This window comes from Pseudomonas sp. FP603 (assembly GCF_030687415.1).
Taxonomy (GTDB): domain Bacteria; phylum Pseudomonadota; class Gammaproteobacteria; order Pseudomonadales; family Pseudomonadaceae; genus Aquipseudomonas; species Aquipseudomonas wuhanensis.
The window spans coordinates 2,528,633-2,550,994 of the sequence record NZ_CP117431.1; the positions used below are offsets into that span (position 1 = coordinate 2,528,633).

The 22,362-nt window shown below is 56.9% G+C and carries 23 protein-coding genes and 1 pseudogene; 13 read left to right on the forward strand and 11 right to left on the reverse strand.

Going from position 1 to position 22,362, the window contains the following annotated elements; all coding sequences use genetic code 11:
• The first annotated feature begins 249 nt into the window (after positions 1–249).
• Positions 250–843: a DUF4157 domain-containing protein gene (locus PSH65_RS11735; protein WP_305426974.1), complete on the forward strand. Its 594-nt coding sequence runs from the start codon at positions 250–252 to the stop codon at positions 841–843.
• A gap of 102 nt (positions 844–945) precedes the next feature.
• On the opposite strand, the gene PSH65_RS11740 is transcribed toward PSH65_RS11735, so the two are convergent.
• The 4 genes from PSH65_RS11740 to xylA form a co-directional block, all read right to left on the reverse strand.
• On the reverse strand, positions 946–2,094 hold the full coding sequence (locus PSH65_RS11740) for a sugar ABC transporter permease (protein ID WP_305426334.1): 1,149 nt from the start codon (positions 2,092–2,094) through the stop codon (positions 946–948).
• The gene (xylG, locus tag PSH65_RS11745) at positions 2,095–3,651 is read right to left on the reverse strand and encodes a D-xylose ABC transporter ATP-binding protein (RefSeq protein WP_305426335.1); all 1,557 of its coding nucleotides are present in this window, start codon (positions 3,649–3,651) and stop codon (positions 2,095–2,097) included.
• 125 nt (positions 3,652–3,776) lie between these two features.
• Positions 3,777–4,778 (reverse strand): D-xylose ABC transporter substrate-binding protein, encoded by a 1,002-nt coding sequence (xylF, locus tag PSH65_RS11750; protein WP_052964704.1) that lies wholly within the window; start codon positions 4,776–4,778, stop codon positions 3,777–3,779.
• A gap of 144 nt (positions 4,779–4,922) precedes the next feature.
• Positions 4,923–6,239: a xylose isomerase gene (gene xylA / locus PSH65_RS11755; RefSeq protein ID WP_305426336.1), complete on the reverse strand. Its 1,317-nt coding sequence runs from the start codon at positions 6,237–6,239 to the stop codon at positions 4,923–4,925.
• Positions 6,240–6,407: 168 nt separating this feature from the next.
• On the opposite strand from xylA, the gene PSH65_RS11760 reads away from it, so the two are divergent.
• The 4 genes from PSH65_RS11760 to PSH65_RS11775 all read left to right on the forward strand — a co-directional run bounded on the left by PSH65_RS11760 (position 6,408) and on the right by PSH65_RS11775 (position 10,140).
• Positions 6,408–7,595: a XylR family transcriptional regulator gene (locus tag PSH65_RS11760; RefSeq protein WP_305426337.1), complete on the forward strand. Its 1,188-nt coding sequence runs from the start codon at positions 6,408–6,410 to the stop codon at positions 7,593–7,595.
• Between the two features lie 135 nt (positions 7,596–7,730).
• Positions 7,731–8,426: a tRNA (adenine(22)-N(1))-methyltransferase TrmK gene (locus tag PSH65_RS11765; protein ID WP_305426338.1), complete on the forward strand. Its 696-nt coding sequence runs from the start codon at positions 7,731–7,733 to the stop codon at positions 8,424–8,426.
• Between the two features lie 240 nt (positions 8,427–8,666).
• On the forward strand, positions 8,667–9,014 hold the full coding sequence (locus tag PSH65_RS11770; protein ID WP_305426339.1) for a helix-turn-helix transcriptional regulator: 348 nt from the start codon (positions 8,667–8,669) through the stop codon (positions 9,012–9,014).
• A gap of 37 nt (positions 9,015–9,051) precedes the next feature.
• Positions 9,052–10,140, forward strand: a complete 1,089-nt coding sequence (locus PSH65_RS11775) for an NAD(P)/FAD-dependent oxidoreductase (protein ID WP_305426340.1) — start codon at positions 9,052–9,054, stop codon at positions 10,138–10,140.
• Positions 10,141–11,010: 870 nt separating this feature from the next.
• On the opposite strand, the gene PSH65_RS11780 is transcribed toward PSH65_RS11775, so the two are convergent.
• A complete protein-coding gene (locus tag PSH65_RS11780; RefSeq protein ID WP_305426341.1) occupies positions 11,011–11,565 on the reverse strand; it encodes a YdeI/OmpD-associated family protein in 555 nt (184 codons plus the stop codon).
• A 29-nt stretch (positions 11,566–11,594) separates the two neighbouring features.
• On the opposite strand from PSH65_RS11780, the pseudogene PSH65_RS11785 reads away from it, so the two are divergent.
• The 5 genes and pseudogenes from PSH65_RS11785 to PSH65_RS11805 form a co-directional block, all read left to right on the forward strand.
• Positions 11,595–11,755 (forward strand): annotated as a pseudogene (locus PSH65_RS11785) (IS5/IS1182 family transposase); the annotation flags it as partial.
• A 107-nt stretch (positions 11,756–11,862) separates the two neighbouring features.
• Positions 11,863–12,339, forward strand: coding sequence for a VOC family protein (locus PSH65_RS11790; RefSeq protein WP_305426342.1), 477 nt, complete (start codon positions 11,863–11,865; stop codon positions 12,337–12,339).
• A gap of 75 nt (positions 12,340–12,414) precedes the next feature.
• Positions 12,415–13,251, forward strand: a complete 837-nt coding sequence (locus PSH65_RS11795) for an AraC family transcriptional regulator (RefSeq protein WP_305426343.1) — start codon at positions 12,415–12,417, stop codon at positions 13,249–13,251.
• A gap of 51 nt (positions 13,252–13,302) precedes the next feature.
• On the forward strand, positions 13,303–13,899 hold the full coding sequence (locus PSH65_RS11800; protein WP_305426344.1) for a LysE family translocator: 597 nt from the start codon (positions 13,303–13,305) through the stop codon (positions 13,897–13,899).
• Positions 13,900–13,982: 83 nt separating this feature from the next.
• Entirely contained in the window at positions 13,983–15,242 is a 1,260-nt protein-coding gene (locus PSH65_RS11805; protein ID WP_305422598.1) for an IS256 family transposase, read from the forward strand.
• A 90-nt stretch (positions 15,243–15,332) separates the two neighbouring features.
• On the opposite strand, the gene PSH65_RS11810 is transcribed toward PSH65_RS11805, so the two are convergent.
• From PSH65_RS11810 to PSH65_RS11830, 5 genes are all read right to left on the reverse strand, one after another.
• Positions 15,333–15,833, reverse strand: a complete 501-nt coding sequence (locus tag PSH65_RS11810) for a GNAT family N-acetyltransferase (protein WP_305426345.1) — start codon at positions 15,831–15,833, stop codon at positions 15,333–15,335.
• 132 nt (positions 15,834–15,965) lie between these two features.
• Positions 15,966–16,286: an isochorismate lyase gene (locus PSH65_RS11815; protein WP_305426346.1), complete on the reverse strand. Its 321-nt coding sequence runs from the start codon at positions 16,284–16,286 to the stop codon at positions 15,966–15,968.
• Between the two features lie 75 nt (positions 16,287–16,361).
• Positions 16,362–16,904, reverse strand: coding sequence for a histidine phosphatase family protein (locus tag PSH65_RS11820; protein ID WP_305426347.1), 543 nt, complete (start codon positions 16,902–16,904; stop codon positions 16,362–16,364).
• Positions 16,905–16,993: 89 nt separating this feature from the next.
• Complete coding sequence (locus tag PSH65_RS11825) at positions 16,994–18,061, reverse strand: SDR family oxidoreductase (RefSeq protein WP_305426348.1); 1,068 nt, start codon at positions 18,059–18,061, stop codon at positions 16,994–16,996.
• Between the two features lie 10 nt (positions 18,062–18,071).
• Positions 18,072–18,488: an ester cyclase gene (locus tag PSH65_RS11830; protein ID WP_305426349.1), complete on the reverse strand. Its 417-nt coding sequence runs from the start codon at positions 18,486–18,488 to the stop codon at positions 18,072–18,074.
• 121 nt (positions 18,489–18,609) lie between these two features.
• On the opposite strand from PSH65_RS11830, the gene PSH65_RS11835 reads away from it, so the two are divergent.
• Both PSH65_RS11835 and PSH65_RS11840 read left to right on the forward strand, forming a co-directional pair.
• Complete coding sequence (locus PSH65_RS11835) at positions 18,610–19,500, forward strand: LysR family transcriptional regulator (protein ID WP_305426350.1); 891 nt, start codon at positions 18,610–18,612, stop codon at positions 19,498–19,500.
• Positions 19,501–19,599: 99 nt separating this feature from the next.
• Complete coding sequence (locus PSH65_RS11840) at positions 19,600–20,226, forward strand: LysE family translocator (protein ID WP_305426351.1); 627 nt, start codon at positions 19,600–19,602, stop codon at positions 20,224–20,226.
• On the opposite strand, the gene PSH65_RS11845 is transcribed toward PSH65_RS11840, so the two are convergent.
• Positions 20,217–20,735, reverse strand: coding sequence for an AAA family ATPase (locus PSH65_RS11845; protein WP_305426352.1), 519 nt, complete (start codon positions 20,733–20,735; stop codon positions 20,217–20,219). The genes PSH65_RS11840 and PSH65_RS11845 overlap by 10 nt on opposite strands.
• A 280-nt stretch (positions 20,736–21,015) precedes the next feature.
• Here PSH65_RS11845 and PSH65_RS11850 point away from each other — a divergent pair, with 280 nt between their 5' ends.
• Entirely contained in the window at positions 21,016–22,278 is a 1,263-nt protein-coding gene (locus PSH65_RS11850) for a cystathionine gamma-synthase family protein (protein ID WP_305426353.1), read from the forward strand.
• The last annotated feature ends 84 nt before the right edge of the window (positions 22,279–22,362 follow it).

Below are 22,362 nucleotides of genomic sequence, written 5' to 3' on the forward strand. Positions count from 1 at the left end.
TCATTGCATCTGCGTCCTGATCGCTTGCAATAGATAGAACGATAGCATCGCTGCGCCGCGTCGTTATTGCGCAACCTCCGGATCGAGCGCCCGGCACCCGGGCCTGGAACGGCTGCCATCGCTGAACTAGGCTTTGCTGTGTTCTTCTGGATGCATGGTCTTGGCCATAATTAGACGAAAACAACGTGTGGAGCACTGATCATGTTGGGCGCGCGCGATCTGGCGCTGCGTCCGTCCCTGGAGCGCCCAATGCCGCCCATGACCACGCGCCTGGTGGCGCTGTTTGTTCTATGCCTGACGCTTGAAGTGCCGGCCCAGAGCAACGCCTGCCCAACTGGCGAGAAACAAGTGTGTCTGGACGGCTGTATCTGCCTGCCAGATGTAGGGCAGGTGCTCGGTCCCCTGCCTGATGGCATCTACCAGATCGCAGCACCTGCCCTGGCGCTGTGGCTGACCCAAGCCCGCGCTGAAGCCAGCACCGGCAGCCAACCCATTGCGCCGCACATCCGCGAGCAACTGCTGCGCTGGTACGACCCCAGCGTCCTCGATGCCGCGCGCTACAAAGTTAGCGACAACGGCCAATTCAACGCCGCCACTGCCATGCTGCAAAACCCCGATGTCGGTGCCGTGACGCTGATCGACATCATCCTCTTCCGGGACGCTCAAACCGCAGAACAGAACATCGCGCTCTGGGCGCACGAACTAAAGCATGTGCAGCAGTATCAGGAATGGGGGGTAGAAGGATTTGCCCAGCGCTATACACAAGACTTCAATGCTGTGGAGGCGCCGGCTTATGCCATACAGGCTGAGGTCAGGCGGGTCGTGCGGGAAGGGGCTTACTGAAAAGCTCCCGGTCACGATGGTTCTTAATCAGTTTCGAAATTCGCCCCACTGTTGAGCAGAAGGTGAGCGTTCGCCGGCCAATCTTGTCGCTCATGAGTCCGATCATCGGCTGGCCGAATAACGCCCGGTCCGGGTGCTCACATCGACCCACACGGCTAACACCAGAATGCTGCCTTTGACAATCATCTGCCAGTAGCTGTCTACGTCGAGCATGGACATGCCGTTGTCCAGACTGGTGATGACCAACGCGCCGAGAAGGGCGCCGTAGACCGTGCCGGAGCCGCCGCGCATGGAGGTACCGCCGATGAAGCAGGCGGCGATGGCGTCGAGTTCGCCCATGCTGCCAGCCGAGGGTGAGCCGGCGGCAAGGCGGGCGGTGTTGACCACGCCGGCGAGGGCGCACATCACGCCCATGATGCCGAAAATCCACAGCTTCACGGCCTGTACGTTGATCCCGGACAGGCGCGTGGCTTCCATGTTGCTACCCACTGAATAAACGCGTCTTCCGAAGACGGTCTGGCTGGTCACGTAGCTGAACACGCCCAGTAGCATCAGCAGAAGCAGCACCGGAACCGGAATCCCGTCGTAGCTGTTGAGGGTATAGACGAACCCGGCCAGTACCGCGCCGATCAACACCACGCGCAATACGTCACGCATCATCGAGTGTGCCGCCAGGCCGTGGAGAGCACGATTGCGGCGTTGTTTCCAGGTCAGGAAAAGTGTCAGCGCAAACAGCAGCACGCCCAAACCGGTGCCTACCGCGTGCGGCAGATAACCCTGGCCAATGTAGACCAGCTCCGGCGATACCGGGGCGATGGTGGTGCCGCCGGTAATTCCCAGCAAGATGCCACGAAAGGCCAACATGCCGCCCAGCCCGACGATGAAAGAGGGGATCCGCAGGTAGGCGGTCATGTAGCCGTTGGCCAAACCGATCATCAATCCGCACAGGGCGACCAGGCTCAGGTTCGCCAACAGCGGTATGTGGTAGATCACGTCGAGAATCGCCGCCAGTCCACCCAGCAGGCCCAGCAATGAACCGACCGACAAATCGATCTCGCCGCTGATGATTACCAGCACCATGCCGCAGGCGAGAATCCCTGTGATGGACATCTGTCGCAGCAGGTTGGAGAGGTTGCGTGGGGTCAGAAATCCGCCCTCGGTCTGCCAACTGAAGAACAGCCAGATAATCGCCACAGCGATCACTAGCGCGAGCATTTTGTAGCGGGTGAAAAGCTGTTTGATCTGATTCATCTACACGGATTTCCGATCATTAGGGTGATGGCCAGCGGGTTGGCTGAGCGCGGCGGCGAGCACCTGTTCCTGGGTGAGTGCGTGGTTGATGAAGTCGCCGCGCAACTGGCCTTCGCCGATCACCAGGACGCGGTCGGAGACGCCGAGCACTTCGGCCAGCTCCGAGGACACCATGATGATCGACACACCTTCGGCCGCCAGCGCCCCCATCAACTTGTAGATTTCGTACTTGGCGCCGACATCCACACCTCGGGTGGGCTCATCGAGAATCAGCACCCGGGGTTTGGTCAACAGCATCTTCGCCAACACGGCTTTTTGTTGGTTGCCGCCAGAGAGGCTGGTGATCGGCAGGAACGGGCTCGCGGTTTTGATGTGCATGCGCGAGATTTCCCGCTCGATGCTACCCAGTTCGGCTTCGGCGTCGATGCGGGTCAGTTTTGAGTAATTGTCCAGCACGGCCAGGGTGATGTTCTGGCCGACCCCCAGATCCGGAATGATGCCCTGGCGCTTGCGGTCCTCGGGCACCATGCCCAGGCCGGCGCGGATTGAATTGCGCGGCGTGCGTGTGTCGATCAGTTGGCCGTCCAGCCAGACTTCGCCTTCGTGGCGACCGGGGTAAGCGCCGAACAGCGCCGACACCAGTTCCGTGCGTCCGGCGCCGACCAGCCCGGCGATGCCGAGGATTTCACCGCGTTTGAGGACAAATGAAATGTCGTCGACCCGTTTGCGTTTCGGGGTGTCGACGTCGTAGCAGGTGACGTGGCGCGCCTCGAAAATCACTTCACCAATGTCGTGGGGCTCGGTGGGGTAGAGGTTGCTCATTTCCCGTCCGACCATTTGGGTGATGATCTTTGGAATGTCCATGTCCGCCATGGCGGTCGTGGCAATGTGTTGGCCGTCACGGATCACCGAAATGGTGTCGCATACGGCGGCCACTTCATCAAGCTTGTGAGAGATGTAAACGCAGGCAACGCCCTTGGCCTTAAGGTCGCGGATGATATCCAGCAGCACCTCGATTTCCGAACGGGTCAGGGCCGATGAAGGCTCATCGAGGATCAGCAGGCGCGCTTGCTTGTTCAGTGCCTTGGCGATTTCCACCAGTTGCTGGTAGCCACCGCCGTACTGCGAAACCGGTAGCGATACGTTCATGTCCGGCACTTTCAGTTCACGCATCAGGGCTTCGGCGCGGTGGATCATCGCCGGGTAATTCATGCGCCCGCCGGGCAGCGTCAGCTCATGGCCCATGAAAATGTTTTCGGCCACTGACAGGTCGGGAACCAGGGTCAATTCCTGGTGAATGATGACGATACCGGCGGCCTCGGTTTCGCTGATCGATTGCGCCTTGAGGGGCTGGCCGTCCCAGAGGATTTCACCCTCCCAGGTACCATAGGGGTAGACCGCCGACAGGATTTTCATCAGCGTGGATTTACCGGCGCCGTTCTCGCCGCACAGTCCCACGCACTCACCAGGCTTGACCCTGATGTCGATGCCATTGAGGGCTTTGACACCGCCGAAGGTTTTGACGATACCGTTCATTTGCAGCAGGTAATCGGACATGGCGAGGGCTCACACAAAGGGCTCAAACATAAGCAACAGGCGGGAGGCAAACCCCGCGGGATCGGATTGGCTCGCCCCGCAGGATTGCACTCAAGCTTGCTCTGGAGTCTGTACCGCTCGATGGATCACTGGCCGGCAATCTGCGCCTTGGTGTAGAACCCGTCCTGTTCCAGCAGGTCGATGTTGTCCTTGGTCAACGGGGTCGGGGTGAGCAAGATGGTGTCGACTTTTTTACTGCCATTGTCGTACTGCGAGCTGTAGGTGGGTTTCTCGTTACGCGCCAGTTGCACTGACAGCTTGGCGGCTTCGGAGGCGATGAGTTTCAGCGGTTTGTAGACGGTCATGGTCTGAGTGCCATTGATCACTCGCTTGACCGCTGCCAGGTCTGCGTCCTGACCCGAGATTGGCACCTTGCCGGCCAATTTCTGCGCGGCCAGTGCCTGGATGGCACCGCCTGCAGTGGCGTCGTTGGAGGCGACGATGCCATCAATCTTGTTGTCGTTTCGGGTCAGGGCATTTTCGACAATGCTCAGCGCTTCGGTGGGGTTCCATTCCTTCACCCACTGTTGGCCGACGATTTTGATATCACCCTTGTCGATCGCCGGTTGCAGCACTTTCATCTGACCTTCGCGCAGGACCTTTGCGTTGTTGTCGGTCGGCGCGCCACCGAGCAAAAAGTAGTTGCCCTTGGGCGCTGCTTGCAGCACGCCGCTGGCCTGCATCTCGCCGACCTTTTCGTTATCGAAGGAAATGTAGGCGTCGATATCGGCGTTGAGAATCAGGCGATCATAGGACACGACCTTGATCCCGGCCTTCTTGGCTTCGGCGACGGCATTGGTCAGTACGGTGGCGTTGAATGGCACGATGACGATCACATCGACGCCACGGGAGATGAGGTTTTCGATTTGCGAAATCTGCTTTTGCTCGTTGGCATCGGCCGATTGCACGAAGACCTTGGCGTCCATTTTTTCCGCCGCCGCGACGAAGTAATCCCGGTCACGTGACCAGCGTTCCAGCCGCAGGTCATCAATGGAGAAACCGATTTTCGGGTGGGCAGAATCGGCCATGACGGAAAGTGATAGCAGAGACAGGGCGCCGGCGAATAGTGTGCGTTTTAGTTTCTTCATGATGGTGCGTCCTTTTATTGTTGTTTGAAAGACACTGCCTGACGATGAGTATCGTGCCGGTAGAACTGTAGAGAGTCGGCAGGTGCCGCGGGCATAGATTTGTCGCGCGAATGTCACAGCGCCGCCAGCGGACTTTGTTGACCGTCAGTTGTAGATAAACCGGTTCACGACGTTTTCGAGCATCTCCTGCCTGCCGCTGACGGCCTGCGGATTCAGTTCGTTGGCGAAGGCGTGTTCGGCCAGTGACTGGAGGCTGAACTCACCCGCCAAAACCGCCAGCCCCAATGGCTGCTGCCAGCCGGCATAGCGTTGATCCTTGAATTGCTGGAGTCGGTCGTTCTGCACCATGGCCGCCGCGCGCTCCAGGGACAGGGCGAGGACGTCCATCGCGGCGACGTGGCCATGGAACAGATCGATCTCGTCGAGGCTTTGGCGGCGAACCTTGGAGTCGAAGTTGAACCCGCCATTCTTGAAACCACCGACTTTGAGAATTTCGTAGGTGGCCAGGGTCATCTCTTCGACGCTATTGGGAAACTGGTCGGTATCCCAGCCGTTCTGCGGATCACCACGGTTGGCATCGATGCTGCCGAAGATCCCCAACGAGGCGGCCGTTGCGATTTCGTGATGGAAGCTATGACCCGCCAGGGTTGCATGGTTGGCCTCGATGTTGACCTTGATTTCGTTTTCCAGGCCGAACTGATGCAGAAAGCCAAAGACGGTGGCGCTGTCGTAATCGTATTGGTGCTTGGTCGGCTCCTGTGGCTTGGGTTCGATCAGCAGTTCACCTTTGAAACCGATCTTGTGCTTATGCTCGACGACCATGCGCATGAAACGACCCAGTTGTTCGCGTTCGCGTTTCAAGTCGGTGTTGAGCAGGGTTTCGTAGCCCTCGCGACCGCCCCACAACACGTAGTTGGACCCTTTGAGGCGTTGGGTAGCGTTCAAGGCGCTGAATACCTGAGCGGCGGCACAGGCGAACACTTGCGGGTCCGGGTTGCTGGCGGCACCTGCGGCGAAGCGCGGGTTGCTGAAACAGTTGGCGGTTCCCCACAGCAGCTTGATCCCGCTCTGTTCCTGATGGCGCTCCAGGTGGTCGATCATCTGCGCGAAGTGGTTGCGGTATTCCTTTAGCGAACTGCCCTCCGGGGCGACATCCGTATCGTGGAAGCAGTAGTAGTCGATGCCGAGTTTGGAGAAGAACTCGAAAGCGGCCTGCGCCTTGCCGATGGCCATCTCCATCGGATCTGCCGCTTGCTGCCACGGACGCTTGAAGGTCCCTGCACCGAACACATCGGAGCCCGGCCAGACGAAGGTGTGCCAATAGCAGGCAGCCATGCGCAGGTGCTCGCGCATCGGTTTGCCGAGGATAAGTTTGTTGGCATCGTAGTGGCGGAAGGCGAGGGGAGAGTCGCTGGCGGGGCCTTCGTAGCGAATCTTGTCGACATCGGGAAAGTACTGCATTGGCAATGTCCTTGTTGTTCTTGGCGGTGTCTCGATACTAGCAACGGCCTTGTGGCTGCTGATTATGAAAGTCACCAACACAGGGTGCGATTTTGAGTATTGAGATTCGTCGCCTGCGCGCCTAGTCTGTGCCGACCGCCTCGGTGTTGACGGCCCAGGACAAGAACAATGAAAACCGTACCGCCCGTTCACCGCATTGCACTGCTGTTCAATGGCAGCAAGATCTACGACCGCGGCATCATTAGCGGCATCGGCAACTACCTGAGCAGCACGCGCGCATCCTGGGACTTGTTTCTTGAGGAGGATTTCCTCTGCCGGTTGAAAGGGATCGAGCGCTGGCAGGGTGACGGGATCATTGCCGACTTCGACGACCCGCTGATTGGCGAGGCGCTGGCCGCAATCAAGTTGCCCGTGGTGGCGGTGGGCGGTTCTTATCAGGATGTGCGAGCCTATCCGAAAGGTATTCCGTACGTCGCCACCGACAATGCCGCGCTGATGACGCTGGCGTATGAGCACCTGATCGAGGCCGGGCTGACGCGTTTTGCCTGCTTCAGCCTGCCTGAAGCACAAGCCAATCGTTGGGCTCAGGAACGGGAAAAAGCCTTTCGCCGGCTGATGCAACGCGATGGCCTGCACGCTGAGGTCTATCGCGGCATGGGCACCAGCGCGCCGCTCTGGGACAGCGCCGTCGAACAGCAGATCGCCTGGCTGCAAAGCCTGCCCAAACCCATCGGCATCATCGCCGTCAGTGACGCGCGCGCCCGGCAGCTACTGCAAGCCTGCCTGACCGCCGGAATCGCCGTGCCGGAGCAGGTGGCGTTGATCGGCATCGACAACGACCCGCTGACCCGCAGCCTGACCCGGGTGCCACTGAGCTCGGTCATCCAGGGCACCGAAACCATGGGGCGAACCGCCGCGCATCTGCTCCATCAGATGTTGCACGGCATGCCGTCCACGGGCACGCAAATACTGATACCCCCTGATTCGATCAACGTGCAGGTATCAAGTCTGCATCAACCATTAGGTGACCCCTACGTCATGCAGGCGCTGCTGTTCATCCGTCAATATGCCTGCCAGGGCATCAAGACGGCGCAGGTGGCGGCTTATGTCGGCGTGTCGCGCTCGTCGCTGGAATCGCACTTTCGCAAAGTGCGAGGCTGCAGCGTGCATGACGAGATCCTGCGCTTCAAACTGGCGGCAGCGACCAGCAGGCTAGAGAACACCGATTCAGCGATTGCAGACATTGCGTCCAACTGCGGCTTCAAATCTGCGCAGTATCTGCACACAGTGTTCCGTCGCGAGTTTGGCTGTACGCCCCGTGAATACCAGCAGGGCACCAGTGTCGCGATGCAATGATCGTTGGGGCGAGTCATCACCCTGGTCGCATAAATTTGAAATGCACGGCGTTGCTCTACAGAATCTCTCCCCGATCCGGCCCAAGGTGCCGGACATTCGTGGTGACCGGACATTCGTGGTGAAAAGGAACTGCAGTTGAACGAACAGACATTGTCCATCCGCCTGGAGCACGTGGCGGCGCATGTGCCAGCAGGCGCTCGCCTGGCCGATATCGGCTCGGATCACGGCTACTTGCCGGTGGCGTTGATGCGCCGTGGCGTCATCGCGGCGGCGGTGGCCGGCGAGGTGGCAATGACGCCGTTCCGCTCGGCCGAACGCACCGTGCGCGAGAACGGCCTGGACCGGCGGATCACCGTGCGCCTGGCCAATGGCCTGGCGGCGATCGAGCCGGGCGACGGGATCACGGCGATCAGCATCTGCGGCATGGGCGGCGAGACGATCCGCGACATCCTCGACAGCGGCAAGGCGCGCCTGAGCGGCCAGGAACGCCTGATCCTGCAGCCCAACGGCGGCGAGCAACCACTGCGCCAATGGCTGATGGAAAATGGCTACCGCATCCTCTGCGAGGAGCTGCTACGGGAGAATCGCTTCTACTACGAGATCATCGTCGCCGAGCGCGACGGGCCGGTAATGTACAGCGCCCAGGAGTTGTATTTCGGCCCGCTGCAGATGCAGGCACGCAGCCCGGTGTTCCTGTCCAAGTGGCAGCGCATGCTGCGCCATAAGCAGCAGACCCTCACCCACTTCGCCCAGGCGCGGCAGGCCGTGCCCGAGGAGAAGGTGCAAGACATCGCCCGACAGGCCCGGTGGATCAGCGAGCTGCTGGCTTGAGCACTGCGATTATCCTGGGAGCCTTAGTTCGGGGGCTACGCTAACGCTATGCCGGGTCGTCGATCAATTGTGACTCACTTTTCGAGCTGCCTGTCGCTGAGGGGAGGTATCGACCCCTGGCTGACGGTCGAACTCGCTATTTCGGAGCATGCAGGCATTGATCAGGTGCTATTGGTATCTGTTGTTGACGTCTATTCGGTGAATTGACGTGTGCATGGATATGCACATATAGTCATCCGCATGAACCGAACCTCTATACGTTCCCGGGCAATTGATGCCGCAATCGACTCCCTCGATGGAGCCTTCTTCAAAGCTCTTTGCGAGCCGTCGCGGGTAGCTGTGCTCAAGCGAGTCATGCAACTGGGGCGTGCGGATATCGCCGAGATTGCCGAGGGGCTGCCTCAAGAGCGTTCTGTGGTATCTCGCCATCTGCAAGTGCTATCAGAGGCGGGTATCGTCCGTGCTACCAAGGTCAGCCGGCAGATGTTCTACGAGGTGGATGGGGCGGCGGTGGTGACACGGCTCGAAGCCATTCTCCAGCACATGAAGAGTCTGGCCCCGTTTTGCTGCCCTGGTGTGCCAGATTAGTTTTTTATTAACTGTATATATGCATGAGTGCGCATACATGAATGTAAAAAACGAGCCCATGGACGCCATCGTTGTTGGTGCGGGCCAAGCTGGGCTCGCGTGTGGCTGGCACCTGCGGCAGCAGAACCTCAGGTTTCTCATTCTGGATGCCGAGAGCCAGCCAGGTGGAAACTGGCGCAACTATTACGACAGCCTGAGACTTTTTTCCCCTGCTGCTTATTCATCGTTACCTGGGATGCCCTTTCCAGCTGAAGCCAAACATTATCCGCTACGCGATGAAGTCGTAGATTATTTGGAGCAGTACGCGAACACTTTCCAGCTACCCATTCGGCAGAACATACGAGTCCAGAAAGTGCGTAAAGAGAATGGACTGTTTTTGCTTCAGGCATCGGATGGTCAGCGTTTCTGCTCCAAAGCATTGATCGTATGCACCGGCGGATTCAATCAGCCGTTTATCCCTGACATTCAGGGGCTGGAGAGTTTTGGCGGGCAACGTTTACACAGTGCTGATTACCGAAATGTCGATGGCTTCAGAGACCAACGAATAGTGGTCATAGGTGCGGCCAACTCAGCGGTACAAATTGCCCATGAGTTGGCTCAAGTCAGCAGCGTCGTATTGGCGACAAGGGAATCGATTCGATTTTTTCCGCAAAAGATCCTTGGTGTGGATTTTCATGCTTGGCTCAAGTGGACAGGGGTGGAGAAGACTCGTTGGCTGAACGATCAAAGCACCCCGGTACTGGATGATGGCACCTATCGTCGAGCCATGAAGCAGGGACTTTTTGAGCGCAAGCCGATGTTCACGCTAGTAACGTCAACGGGCGTGCTTTGGGCCGATGGTCAGCACACCGAAGTGGACAGTTTGGTTTTCGCGACCGGATTTCGTCCAAACCTGGGGTTTTTGGCAGATCTACACATGGGGGACACCGGGAGCCTTGCTCAGCGACATGGGCAGGCGGAGCACGTACCGGGTTTGTATTTTGTGGGATTACCGAAACAGCGCAACTTTGCTTCGGCCACCCTCAGAGGCGTTGGGCCAGATGCTTCTCACATCATTCCCGGCTTGATGCGTTTCATTCACGTTGCATCGTCCATGAACGACCGGCCCCCGTTGCGATCGCACTGACGACAGGGTTGGACGCTTTAGAGACCCCCGAAACCGATAAACCAGGGAAGCGTATCCCTGCCTCTATGTCCTTCATACTCCGATTTCCTTTCAAGCTGATTTCGACAATAAAACAAACTGATCATTGCCGGGATAAGTAACAAGTTGAACAACCATTGAAACACCTCTGTTGATTTCAAGGTGATCGCCGCAACTAAATTAATTAGAGCCACGCCAATGATTAAAAGGTTATATCTAATATGTTGACGCTTGATTGAAGCAAAGCTTTCCCAATCATAAATCAGCCATTCGTGGGAAAATTCGTCGCATTCAGGACACTTATGGGTTGGCGGAAGTTTGTCTCCGATATAACCACAGCCAGGGCATCGAAATTTCATGGCGCTATCTACTATTAGGTGACATGCCATGTCGCGTTTCTTGTCGCGGTAAGCGCGAGATCTATCGAGGGGAAACGCGACTGGGTTGGCGGCAAACCCGGCTATGGTAAAGAGGGTAGCAGGACACCACCTGTTTTCCACTAGTCTGTCCATCGACTGTTTATGATCGATGGCTGCCTGTCACGAAGGGCTGCAACCGACCCTTTGCGGACATTCACTGCCACCGGGAGATAATCGTCGATACGTGCTTGCGGACCTTGAGCGAGGGTACTGGGTACCGGGATTTTCCAGTGTGTGTAGCGCTCGTGCTCATCGATGCGAGGATGGAACTCGCCGCTAAAACTCGCGGCCCAGTTCTCCAATGCGCGGAGACGACGGGGGATGCCTCGGAGTTTATTGTTACGGGGGAGCAATCTTCGCAAGGGGATATCCTTATGTTGCGCGATGACACTAACGGCTCGGGCAGTCAGGCGTATTCAACGGAATGTTCCATTTAAAAATTTTCTGCCTCGGGCGCACGGAAGGCCTTACTGTAATAGCCAGACTGGTCGAAACAGCAAACCTGCTTCTTGCCGGATGCAAGCATATCGCAGGCGTCACCCATTCGTTTTACGCGCGTCTTAAGTTGCTTGGCTGAAGTAATCCAGTGTATCCAGTCTACTCGTGCGAGGGTCGTCGTATTGTTCCAAACTTTACGAGCCTCAGGAGTGGCTGCCAGTGCCTCCTGAAAATCTGGTGGGATGTCAGGCTCGGGTTCCTTCTTCACAGGGGTTAGCTCAAGCGTAACGATATCCCCAACGGTCGCGCCTGCGGCTTCGTATAACTCTCTACTTACCTGCAGCCAATGGCTCAGCTGACCATCCGGCTCAAGGGTTGCCTGGAAATGGTGCCCATTGATTGTGCCTTCAACTGTCGTCCTTCCTCGCCTCGGAAGCTGTTCACTCGCGTCTCTTGGCAGTACTACGAACGCCCACGACGTATCATTACCGGGCTTTGCCGGACGAAGAAGCTTTGCTTCGAATCGGGATTTCACATCGATTGTTGTCATTGCAACTCCTCCAACTAATACGCTTAACTACTGATCCAGACGCCCGTTCCATGATGACGCGTGGCACTGGAATCGTCAGCTACAACGTGCAAACTGCGGTCGACACCACCATTTGATCGTTGCGCATGAGGTGACCAACGTCGGTTCCGATCGCGATCAACTCAGCTCGATGGCCAAGCAAGTCCGCGAGATGAATCCACAGCCGAATGCAGACATTAGTCGCTATCGCAAAGGTTAGCGAATCAGAATACCCGGACTGACAGCAAACCAATCGTATGTCTGAAAAGGGTGAGGCCATTGAAATTAAAGTTCAGCCACGTGGATGTTCTCGTCGAAGACCTCGAGGAAGCGTGCAGGTATTACGCCCGAGTCTTCAGCGCCAGGATTTCCAAGACACTTGATTGGCAGCGCGACGGTTTGCATGTGCGCTATGCGATCGTCATGTTTGGAACGGAGCGCCTTATGTTAGTGCAACCGTTTACCGGAAATCTCAAGGCGCTAATGGACTCCAACGGCGAAGGCACGATCTACCGTCACTGCTATTCCACGCCAGACATTGAGGCCGTCTACGACGAATTGATCGATGCAGGCGTCCAGCCGGAAAATGAGAACGGAAAACCACTGTCTCGCGACAATCTCCAATCGCCCAGTGGGACACGCATCATTTGGTTACCGAAACGCTTTGGGCATTTTTCTATTGAGCTGCTTGAAGAGAAAGAGCTGGAGGCATTTATCAAGGATGCATTTGCCGAGGAACCTGCACAAATCTTCTAAACGTTCTTTTCCATTGCGCGGTAATTTAGTCGTTCGCACAGATCAACGCTGAACCATTACCTTTGGAGCCTATCCGTGGATAGACGCAACTGGATTGAGCTGTCCCAGGACGCCGATACCGGGATTGAATCGATTCGTGCCCATTTTCAGGGGCATGCCTACGATCCGCATTGGCATGACAGTTTTTTGGTCGGGGTTACCGAGCAGGGGGTGCAGCAGTTCAATTGCCGGCGCGTTCGCCACCTCAGTACGCCGGGCAAGGTATTCATGCTGGAGCCGGGGGAGATCCACGATGGGCATGCGCCGACCGAGGAGGGGTTTACCTATTCCATGCTCTACCTCGATCCGCACTGGCTGGAGCGGGAGTTGCACGCGTTGTTCGAGCACGCACCGACCAACAGTCAGCCGGGTTTTGCCGACACCCTGAGCCAGGATCCGCGCCTGGCCACTGCCATTTTTCAAGCCTTCCACGCGCTCCATGAGGGCGACTTGCGCATCGTGCGCCAGAGCGCCATCGACACCTTGTTGGGTTCGCTCACTTGCCACCTTGATTGGCGCAAGCGTCAGGCCTTTGATCCGCGCCTGCCGTGGGTGGCCCAGGTTGCGCGTGATTATTTGCATGCCCATGTCTACGAAGACATCGGGCTGGATGATCTGGCCCAAGCCTGTGGTGTTGATCGCTTTCGCCTGACGCGGGCCTTCAAGGCAGCCTTTGGGCTGGCGCCTCATGCTTATTTGATCCAGCTGCGCCTGGCCAAGGCGCGACAGCTGCTGGCGCGGGGCGAGTCGCCGGCGCAGGTGGCCAGTGCTCTCGGGTTCGCCGATCAAAGCCATATGGGGCGCTGGTTCCGCCGCGCCTATCAGCTCACACCCGCGGATTACCGCAAGCGCTGCTCAAACCTTCCAGACTGAATCCCGCTGACTCGCGATCATGGTTTCCTTTCTGATCAAGGAGTCCATGCCATGGAATCGTTGCTGCCTTTCCTGTTGTTTGCATTCGTTGCCTCGATTACCCCGGGACCGACCAATATTCTGGTGTTGAGCCACAGTTCACGGCGAGGGCTGGGTGCCACATTGCCGATCATTTTTGGCGCATGCGGGGCGGCGGCGCTGATTGTGTTTGCAGTCGGGCTCGGTGTGGGCGAAACGCTGCTGCGGTTTCCCCGTGTGCAGCAGGCGATGGCTTGGGCCGGGGTGCTCTGGTTGAGTTGGCTGGCCTGGCAAATCTTTCAAAGCGCGCCGCCGTCCCTGGACCCGACCACCCCGCGCGACGAAGGTCTCAGCGTGTTCGGCGCCGCCACTCTGCAATTGGTCAACCCCAAGGTCTGGATGATGGCGGCGGCGGTGGTTAGCGTATTTGTCGGTGGCGGTGACAAGACCCTGCGACTGGTGGTGTTGTCGCTGATGTTTCTGTTGGTCTCCTTGCCATGCATGACCCTGTGGGCGTTGCTCGGCGTGGGTAGCGCTCGGGCTTTTGGTTCGCCACAGGCGTTCAAACGCATGAACACTGCACTGGCTTTTTTACTGCTGGTGTCGGCGTGGTTGACCGTGCTGGTGTAGGTCGAACACTGCTTGGGCAGGGCGAAGCAAGGGGACTGTCAGAAATTTTGTGTTCGGGCATAACATGTTGAAAAGGAGCATGTATGCCGACCAAAAAGAAACCGGCCTCGGAGGCCAAAACCCAGCTTCCTTCGATTCCGAAGGAGCTGATCGATCAGTTCGTTAAAGGCCCAATGAGCGCCGAGGCGATTCAGGACGCATCCATGGCGTTCAAAAAGGCGCTTATCGAGCGAGCCCTTGGCGCGGAGCTGGGTCACCACCTTGGCTACCCTCAGGGCGCGGAGCGCCCTGAGGAGTCGAGTAACCAGCGCAACGGCAAAAGCAGCAAGACCGTGCTGACCGATGATGGCCCGCTGCGTCTGGACATTCCTCGGGATCGCGATGGCAGCTTCGCGCCAATGCTGATCCCCAAGCATGAGCGTCGGTTCACGGGCTTCGACGACAAAATCATTGCCATGTACGCCCGTGGCATGACCGTCCGAGAGATCCGGGCATTCCTTTCGGAGCAGTACGGGACCGATGTTTCCCATGATTTCATCAGCTCGGTCACTGACGCAGTGTTGGAGGAAGTGACTGCCTGGCAACAACGCCCGCTTGAGCCGATGTATCCGGTGATTTTCTTCGATGCGCTGCGGGTCAAAATCCGTGAGGAAGGACTGGTTCGCAACAAGGCCATCTACCTGGCTCTGGGCGTGCTGCCGGACGGCACCCGAGACATTTTGGGCATCTGGATTGAGACCACTGAGGGGGCCAAGTTCTGGATGAAGGTCTTCAACGACCTCAAGACCCGTGGCGTTGAGGATGTATTGATCGCGGTAACTGACGGCCTTAAAGGCATGCCAGAAGCCTTGAGTGCGGTGTTTCCGACGACGACCTTGCAGACCTGCATCGTGCACCTGATCCGTAACAGTCTTGATTACGCCTCCTGGGACAAGCGCCGCGAGTTGGCCAAAGCCCTCAAGCCGGTTTATCAGGCGCTTAACGTTGAAGCTGCCGAGCAAGCTCTGGACGCATTTGAAACGGGGCCTTGGGGCAAACAATACCCAACAGTCGTAGCCGCTTGGAGACGTGCCTGGGATCGAGTCATCCCGTTTTTTGTCTTCCCGCCTGCCATCCGAAAAGTGATCTACACCACTAACGCCATCGAGAGCATCAATGCTCAGTTGCGCAAGATCATCAAGACAAGAGGCCACTTCCCGACTGATGATGCAGCGACGAAGCTGATCTGGCTGGCACTGCAAAACATCACGGCCAATTGGGGCAGCGCAGCGCACGACTGGAAGAGCGCAATGAATCAGTTTGCGATTCTTTATGGCGATCGATTTACCAGGTCAAACTGGTGAAATGAGGGCTTGCCTTATGGCAGGCCGTTACCGGCCCGCACACAAAAAATCTGACACTCCCGAAGCAAGTCACAGCTTACTGTCACTCATCTAAATCGAAAGGCCAAACCGATATTCGTGCTCTGTCCCTTCATGCCGGGATACAGGCTCGATCAAGAAGCCACACCGTTTGAGTACTTTTGCCGAGCCTATATTTGCAGCGTATACGTTGGCAACCAGCTGTTTAAGGTTCCAATGCAACTGCGCTTCCTGGATCAGATGCCTCACCGCCAGCGTTGCCAGTCCCTGTCCGCAAGCGCTTTGAGCAATTCGATAGCCGACTTCTGCCGACCGCTCGGACGTGTCGATACCTTTCAGGTTCGCCCGACCCACTATTTTTCCGCCAGCCTCTTCGATGATAAATGGGTGCCAGGTTCCGGCGGCAAAATCAGACAAATAAGCCGCAATGTGCTCGGTGACGCCTTGTACCGAATAAAAAGCCGCATTGCGCGCGTCAATGAAACGCTCGAACCACTCGCGATTGTCCAGTTCAAATGTCAGCAACGCCTCAGCATCAGTACTTTGGAGGGTACGAATTCTGACGGGTTTCATAAGGTCGCTTCCCTTTCTGGTAGAACTACTTGAATAGTTGCGCAGTGGAACAACTGTCCGCTCTCGGCCGATTTTTACCTGCATCGACCGGTTGAATCCGCAACCGAAAGCGGACAGCCCGGACACCCAGAATCAGGTTTCGGATTGATGAGCCGCCCAGTGTTTCATCTCTTCGGCAATGAAGTGGTTCACCAGGTCGCTGTACATTTTCTCGATTGCATCCGCGCTCAAGCCCTCGGCCTCGGCCCACTCGCGACGTGTCGCCAGCATCGCCTTGAAACGCTCCGGCGCACGCACCGAAGTCGCTGAGGTCTTGAACTTGGAGGCCGCCAGCACGTAATGAAAACGCTTGCCCAACAGCTTGATAACAACCTGATCAAGGGCATCGATTTCGCGTCGGATGTCCTCCATGTCTGCACACTCTGCGGGCTGCAACTGATTGATGACTTCCATGTAAGTGACTCCGTTTGCTGAAAAAGATCGTGGGCTTCAGAAGAGGTATTGGTGGGTTACCGCGTGAGGCACCTCTCAAACACCGCCATATTGATACACCGTCGCACTCCAATACTGGCTGCCGTTACGTTCTTGGCGAGTCCATCCATCTGCCACCAGTTGTTTGGCGATCATTCGATTCATAAAGCCATGACCAAGCAGCAGAACCGGTCCTTCACTGGCAAGGGACTGAAGTCGTTGAGCTGCCGAGCTGGCGCGCATCCTCGCAGTGCCGACGGATTCGACTCTGCGCGAGTAACCGCACAACCATAAGACTCGAAGGATAAATGCCCAGGTAAACGGCGATAGCCGTGGCAGTTTCCAGTGACCATAAGGCAGTTGCGCTTCACAGAAAAGCGCGTCGACGAGGGCGGGCTTCAGGCCAAGAGCCTGGACGGAGGTCAGCGCACGAGGCGCGTTGCTTGAGACAATCACCGTGGCGGTTGCAGCGAGCTGCATGCTGGCATCCGGGACGGGGTGGTTAGTAATTTCAGACCGGTTGTATTTTTCGATCCAGTCTTTCATTTCGAGCGCTGACATTTTGTCGGCTGCGACCAACTTTGGCTGGCCGTGACGCATCAGGATTATTGTCCTACTCACAGTATGTTTACGTCCTTGTCCTGGTATGCGGTGAATGTGGGGCCCGACGGTCATCTTATCTGCGAAAGTCAGTCGTCGGCCATGACGGATGTACGTTTTTCCGGCGACGGAGGCGCACTGTGGTTTTCAAACCAATCGTGATCGCGGTACCACGCCACGGTGTCAGTGAGTGTCAGCTCCAGCGGCCGGAAACTCAGGCCAAGCTCTTGTTCACTCTTGCTGTGGTTGAAACAGGTGCGGTCCTTCTCTCGTACCAACAGGCGCAACGTGGCCATGCTCAGCAGAATGGGCTTGCCGGTAATACGCGCATAGATCTCCTGCACAGCCGCCAAGGTGTATAGCAAGGGCAGCGGTAGTTGTCGAACGGGTGTCTTGACGCCCGCTATACGTCCCAGCATAGGCACCAGCTCACGCATGGTCATATGCCGGCCCGCCGCGAGATAGCGCTCACCGCGCCGGCCATGTCTGGCTGCGGCAATCTGCGCCAATGCCACATCGCGGGCATCGACAACGGAGAAGCTGCCGGGGATCAGTCCGGGCAATTTGCCGCGCACGACATCGTTAACCAGCTGCCCCGAGGAGGTCGGGCCAATGTCGGCAGGGCCCCACATCCAGCCAGGCAGGACCATGCAGGCATGCATCTGGGGATGGCGTTTCAGGAACGACAAGACGACACGGTCGGCGAGGATCTTGCTACGGTAGTAGTCATCCGCGTCGGCGTCGGCCCGCAGGCAAGTTTCATCGATCGACGTGCCGGGGGCGCCGTCGAGCACGGCAATGGACGACGTATGGATGAAACGTCGGATACCAGCGTGGTCGGCCCGGACAAGCAAGCGCCGCGTACCCTCCACGTTAATCTTTTCGAGTTCCTTCCAGTGACTGCCGCCCTTGTAGTTGTCGCGAAAGAACGCGGCGGTGTGAAACACCGTATCGCAGCCTTGCAACGACATTGCGAACGCGTCGACATCGGCCATGTCGCCAACGACCAGTTCCACACCCTGCAAATGCTTGAACTGTTGTTCACCTTTGGCTCTTGAACGAACCAGGGCTTTGACCGCGCAACCACGAGCGACCAGCTCACGCACCAGGTTGTTGCCCAACAAGCCGGTTGCGCCAGTAACGAATACGCTGTGCATCGCTCAACCCTCAGCCTGCTCGGCTAAAAAATGACATCAACACCGCACTGTCGAAGAAGACCTCTTCACGGATGGCCAACCCATCCTTGAAGGTGAAGTGTGCGGCGTAGTACACGGCAATGTGGCGGCCATGGGGTGGAATCACCCGGTCCGGCAGCACTAATGGTGCGGTGAAGGTGCCGGTCAGGAAGGCGGTCAGTGCTAAACGATCATCACCGACGGCAAATGGGCTGAAGGTCAGCTGGGCATCGGGGAAGGCTTCGAGTAATGCGGTTTCTCGTTTGCGCATGGATTCGCGACCGGTTTGCATCCCCATTCCGTCGAAGTAGATGAAGTCTTCGCAAACCAGCGTAAGCATCGCCTCCACATCACGGCGATTGAAGGCACTGGCGGCGCGTTCCGCAAAGTCGTTGGGGCCAGTAGTCATACAGTCCGTTCCATTCCATTCGTTTCAAGGGCGTGTAGATATACCGTTGACGCCTCGCCCGAAAAACAGCGACTGCTGCATAATGGATTTGCAAATTTGCAAATCAGGGAAGATAGGAAGCATGGCTTTGCAAGCAAACTGGGACGATCTTCGGCTGCTGTTGGCCGTCTCGCGACGAGGCAGTTTTCTTCAGGCCGGCCAATTGCTGGGGGTCGCTGCGTCTACTGTGTCGCGACGGCTGACCCAACTTGAAGGCGCACTTGGCGAGCCACTTGTCGAGCGGGGCGTTGAAGGATGTTGGTTGACCCCGCGAGGCCAATCCCTCGTCGAAGTTGCCCTGGCTGCAGAAGCGGGCTTGAGGCGTCAAACCGTTACGGGCATGTCTGAGCTACACACAGAGCTATCTGGCAGTGTCGTGGTCAGTGCGGGGGAGGGGTTCTCTTCTTGCGTGCTGGAGGCCGCGAGTCGCTTCACCTCTGTGCACCCGCGATGCTCGGTGGAGTTGCTGATAACAGCCGACTTTCACAAGATCGTCCGCGGCGTCGCAGACATTGCTGTGCGCACAGCTCATCTGGGCGAGCCGTCGCTGATTTATCGCCCCATAGGCAAACTCGCTTACGGTGTTTTCGCCGATGCAAGCTATCTGAAGCGGTTTCCAGGGGTGACTCCGGCCACTGCGGTCAATATTGCTTTGCTTCCTCCGCTGGATAGGTTGCCGCAAATGTGTGCGGCAAAGGCCGCGGGTCTGGAACGCACGCAGATCAGTGTGAACTCGTTCGCGGCTCAACTCGAATCGGTGAGGCGAGGTATGGGTGTGGCAGTGCTGCCCCGTATTCTGGCGAAGGACCTGATCGGGTTGTTCCCGGATCTCCAGCTTCCAGATATGGAGGTCTATCTGGTGACCCGGCCGCAGGCGTTGAAACAGGCTCACATCAAATGTTTTTTTGTGATCCTGGAACAGGTGCTGCTTGAAGCCATTTCCGGGGAGGCGCCCCGAAATGGGGGCAAATAGATCTTCTCAAATTCAGTGGCTTTGACTTTGCAATCTGGTACGGGCACAGTCTGGCGCTACGTGAGGATGGATGCCTCGGTGAAGCTTAAGGAGAATGCCGTGTTTCCGATCAATATCTGGCTTGCCTATACTGCCGCGTGCTTGCTTTTGGTACTCGCACCAGGCCCGGACAATCTGCTGGCCGTAGGCCGAGGACTCAGTCAGGGCAGGATAGCCGCTATCGTATCGGGCATGGCATCCGGTACCGGAATTCTCTTTCATGTGGCAACCGCTTCACTCGGACTGACTTTGCTTATGCAGACGTCCGCAGTTGCCTTCTGGGTCGTCAAGCTCATCGGCGCCGGTTACTTACTTTGGCTTGGCATAAAAGTCCTGCGCTCTCGTAGCCTGATTAGCTTCCAGCCAGCGACTCGGCAATCACTGCCGAGCATTTTCCTCACTGGACTACTCTCGGCGGCACTCAATCCGAAGCCTGGGTTTTTTGTCCTTGCGTTCATCCCGCAGTTCGTCGACCCACAACGCGGCTCAGTGAGCGTGCAGATGCTGGTGTACGGCATATGGTTCGCCGCACTTACGGCAGTGGGATTCGCACTTATGGGCGTATTTGCCACTGCACTGTCCCGATTTTTGCGTCAGAGGCCACGACTGGTAAATGGCCTGAATGTAGGGGCAGGACTCACCTTCGTTGCTTCGGGAGTATCGATAGCGGCACTCAGTCAAAAATAGGATCGGTCCCCGGATAAAAATCGTTTGGTGATCATTGCCACTGCCTCCGCCGGAGAGGTCAGGGCTGTGTCTATATTAAACGGGGCGTTATCCCACGCCTCATATTCATGATCCAATACAGACTGCCAGGTTGGTGGCGTCAGCCCGGGAATATCAGTCTTCCTGGTTTCTACCCGTCGCCGGTGTTCATGTTTATCAGAGCAAACCACCTGGATATTCACTAATGGAGCACCCGAGCGTGTGGCGATTTCGCTCCACGCCTTTCGGCTTTCGATGACTGGGTTAACACAGTCGACTATGACCGTGCTGCCGAAACGAAGATTGCTCAGAGCAAGCTCATTAGCGACCATGTAACCGCTCCGCCCCACGTCTTGTGCCAGAGCACCGGAATTTCGGATAGCCTGCTCAATCGTATCGATCCGCAGATACACAGCACTTGTTCTGGTGGCAAGGTCACTTGCGATAGTCGTCTTTCCGGTACCTGGAAGGCCGCTGAAGACAATGAGCATTTTATGTCCTTCTATTAGTGAGTTAACCCAGTCCAGGCGGGTTGCCAGTGATGCGGCAGCAATAGCGGCTACCGACTGGCGAACATACCTACAAGGCTAAGGGCGAGTAAACGTCCGCTCTAGCTTGCTGCATGAGGCGAAATCAGGCATATCGTTCATCCATTAAAAAAAGCCCCCCTTAGCCCCAGATAACATGATTTTTCACACGCTCAAGCCTTCCATATAGTCATCGCAAGCCCAATCGGAACACATTTGTGTTTCATCGATGCGAGATAAATTTATGGATGACAAGATAAAACCGAGTCAGAGCCAGAAGGCTGGTTTGGGGACGCGAGTGGTTTGGGGCGGGGAGCAAGTTCAGCATCCCTACAACGCTACCCAGACGCCCATCGTAGTCAGTGCCGCCTACGGTTACCAAGACATCGATCAATGGTATGACGTGGCGCTGGGTAAAGAGCCTGGTTTCATTTACAGCCGCATGAGCAACCCTACTGTCACTGTCCTGGAAGACAAACTTTGCGAGCTGGAAAGCGCAGAATCGGCAGTCGCTTTCAGTACCGGGATGGCTGCCATCAGTGGTGTGCTGCATACCTTCTTGTCCAATGGTCAGCGTGTGGTTTCTACCCGCGACAGCTATGGTGGCACAAACAAGATCTTTGAAGAGTTTCTCCCTCGTATGGGAGTCGAGGTCACGCTTTGCGATACCCTCGACATAGAAGCTATCGAGCATGAGATCGCTAAAGGCTGCAATGTCCTTTACCTGGAAACCCCGACGAATCCAACACTCAAGGTTCTTGATATCAGACGTCTCGTGGCGATGGCGAAGGGTGTTGGGGCTTTGGTCATAGCAGACAATACGTTCGCGACGCCTTTGAATCAGAATCCCCTTGCTCTTGGGGTTGACGTAGTAGTGCACAGTGCTACCAAGTTCCTGTCCGGTCATGGCGATGTGCTTGGCGGTGTGGTCTGCGGCACCGAGCATCTCATGTCTCAAGTTCGCCATTATCGCGAAATCAATGGGGCCTCGCTGGATCCGTTTTCGGCTTATCTCATCATCCGGGGCATCAAGACTCTGGCTTTGCGTCTTCGCCAGCAACAGGCGAGCGCACAAGTACTGGCCGAATACCTATGCACTGAACCCCTAGTGGAATCTGTGAACTATCCGGGACTACCTCAACATCGAGGTCATGTCATTGCTCGTTCGCAAATGCGTGGATTTGGCGCAATTGTCAGCTTTGTGCTGGTAGGGGGTATGGACACAGTGACTCGTTTGTTGCCGCTGCTCAAATATGCACATCGTGCGGGCAACCTGGGAGCGGTTGAAACCATCTACGGGCCGGCACGGACAACCAGCCACGTGGAAAACACCTTGGAGGAACGGCAGGCACTTGGGATTTCCGAGGGTTTGGTGAGGGTCTCCGTGGGTATTGAAGATACAGCCGACTTGTTGGCTGACCTTAAACAAGCATTTGCGTTAGTTCGCAGCAAACAAGGTGATGCAATCCTCCATGCTGGCAAGCGTTTCACCGAGGTGGGAACCTGAACTCGGTAAAACTTCCGATTTTATTATCGGAACGTCCTTCATGAATAGTGAAAACAATAACAACTAGCGACAATTTAATTGTGC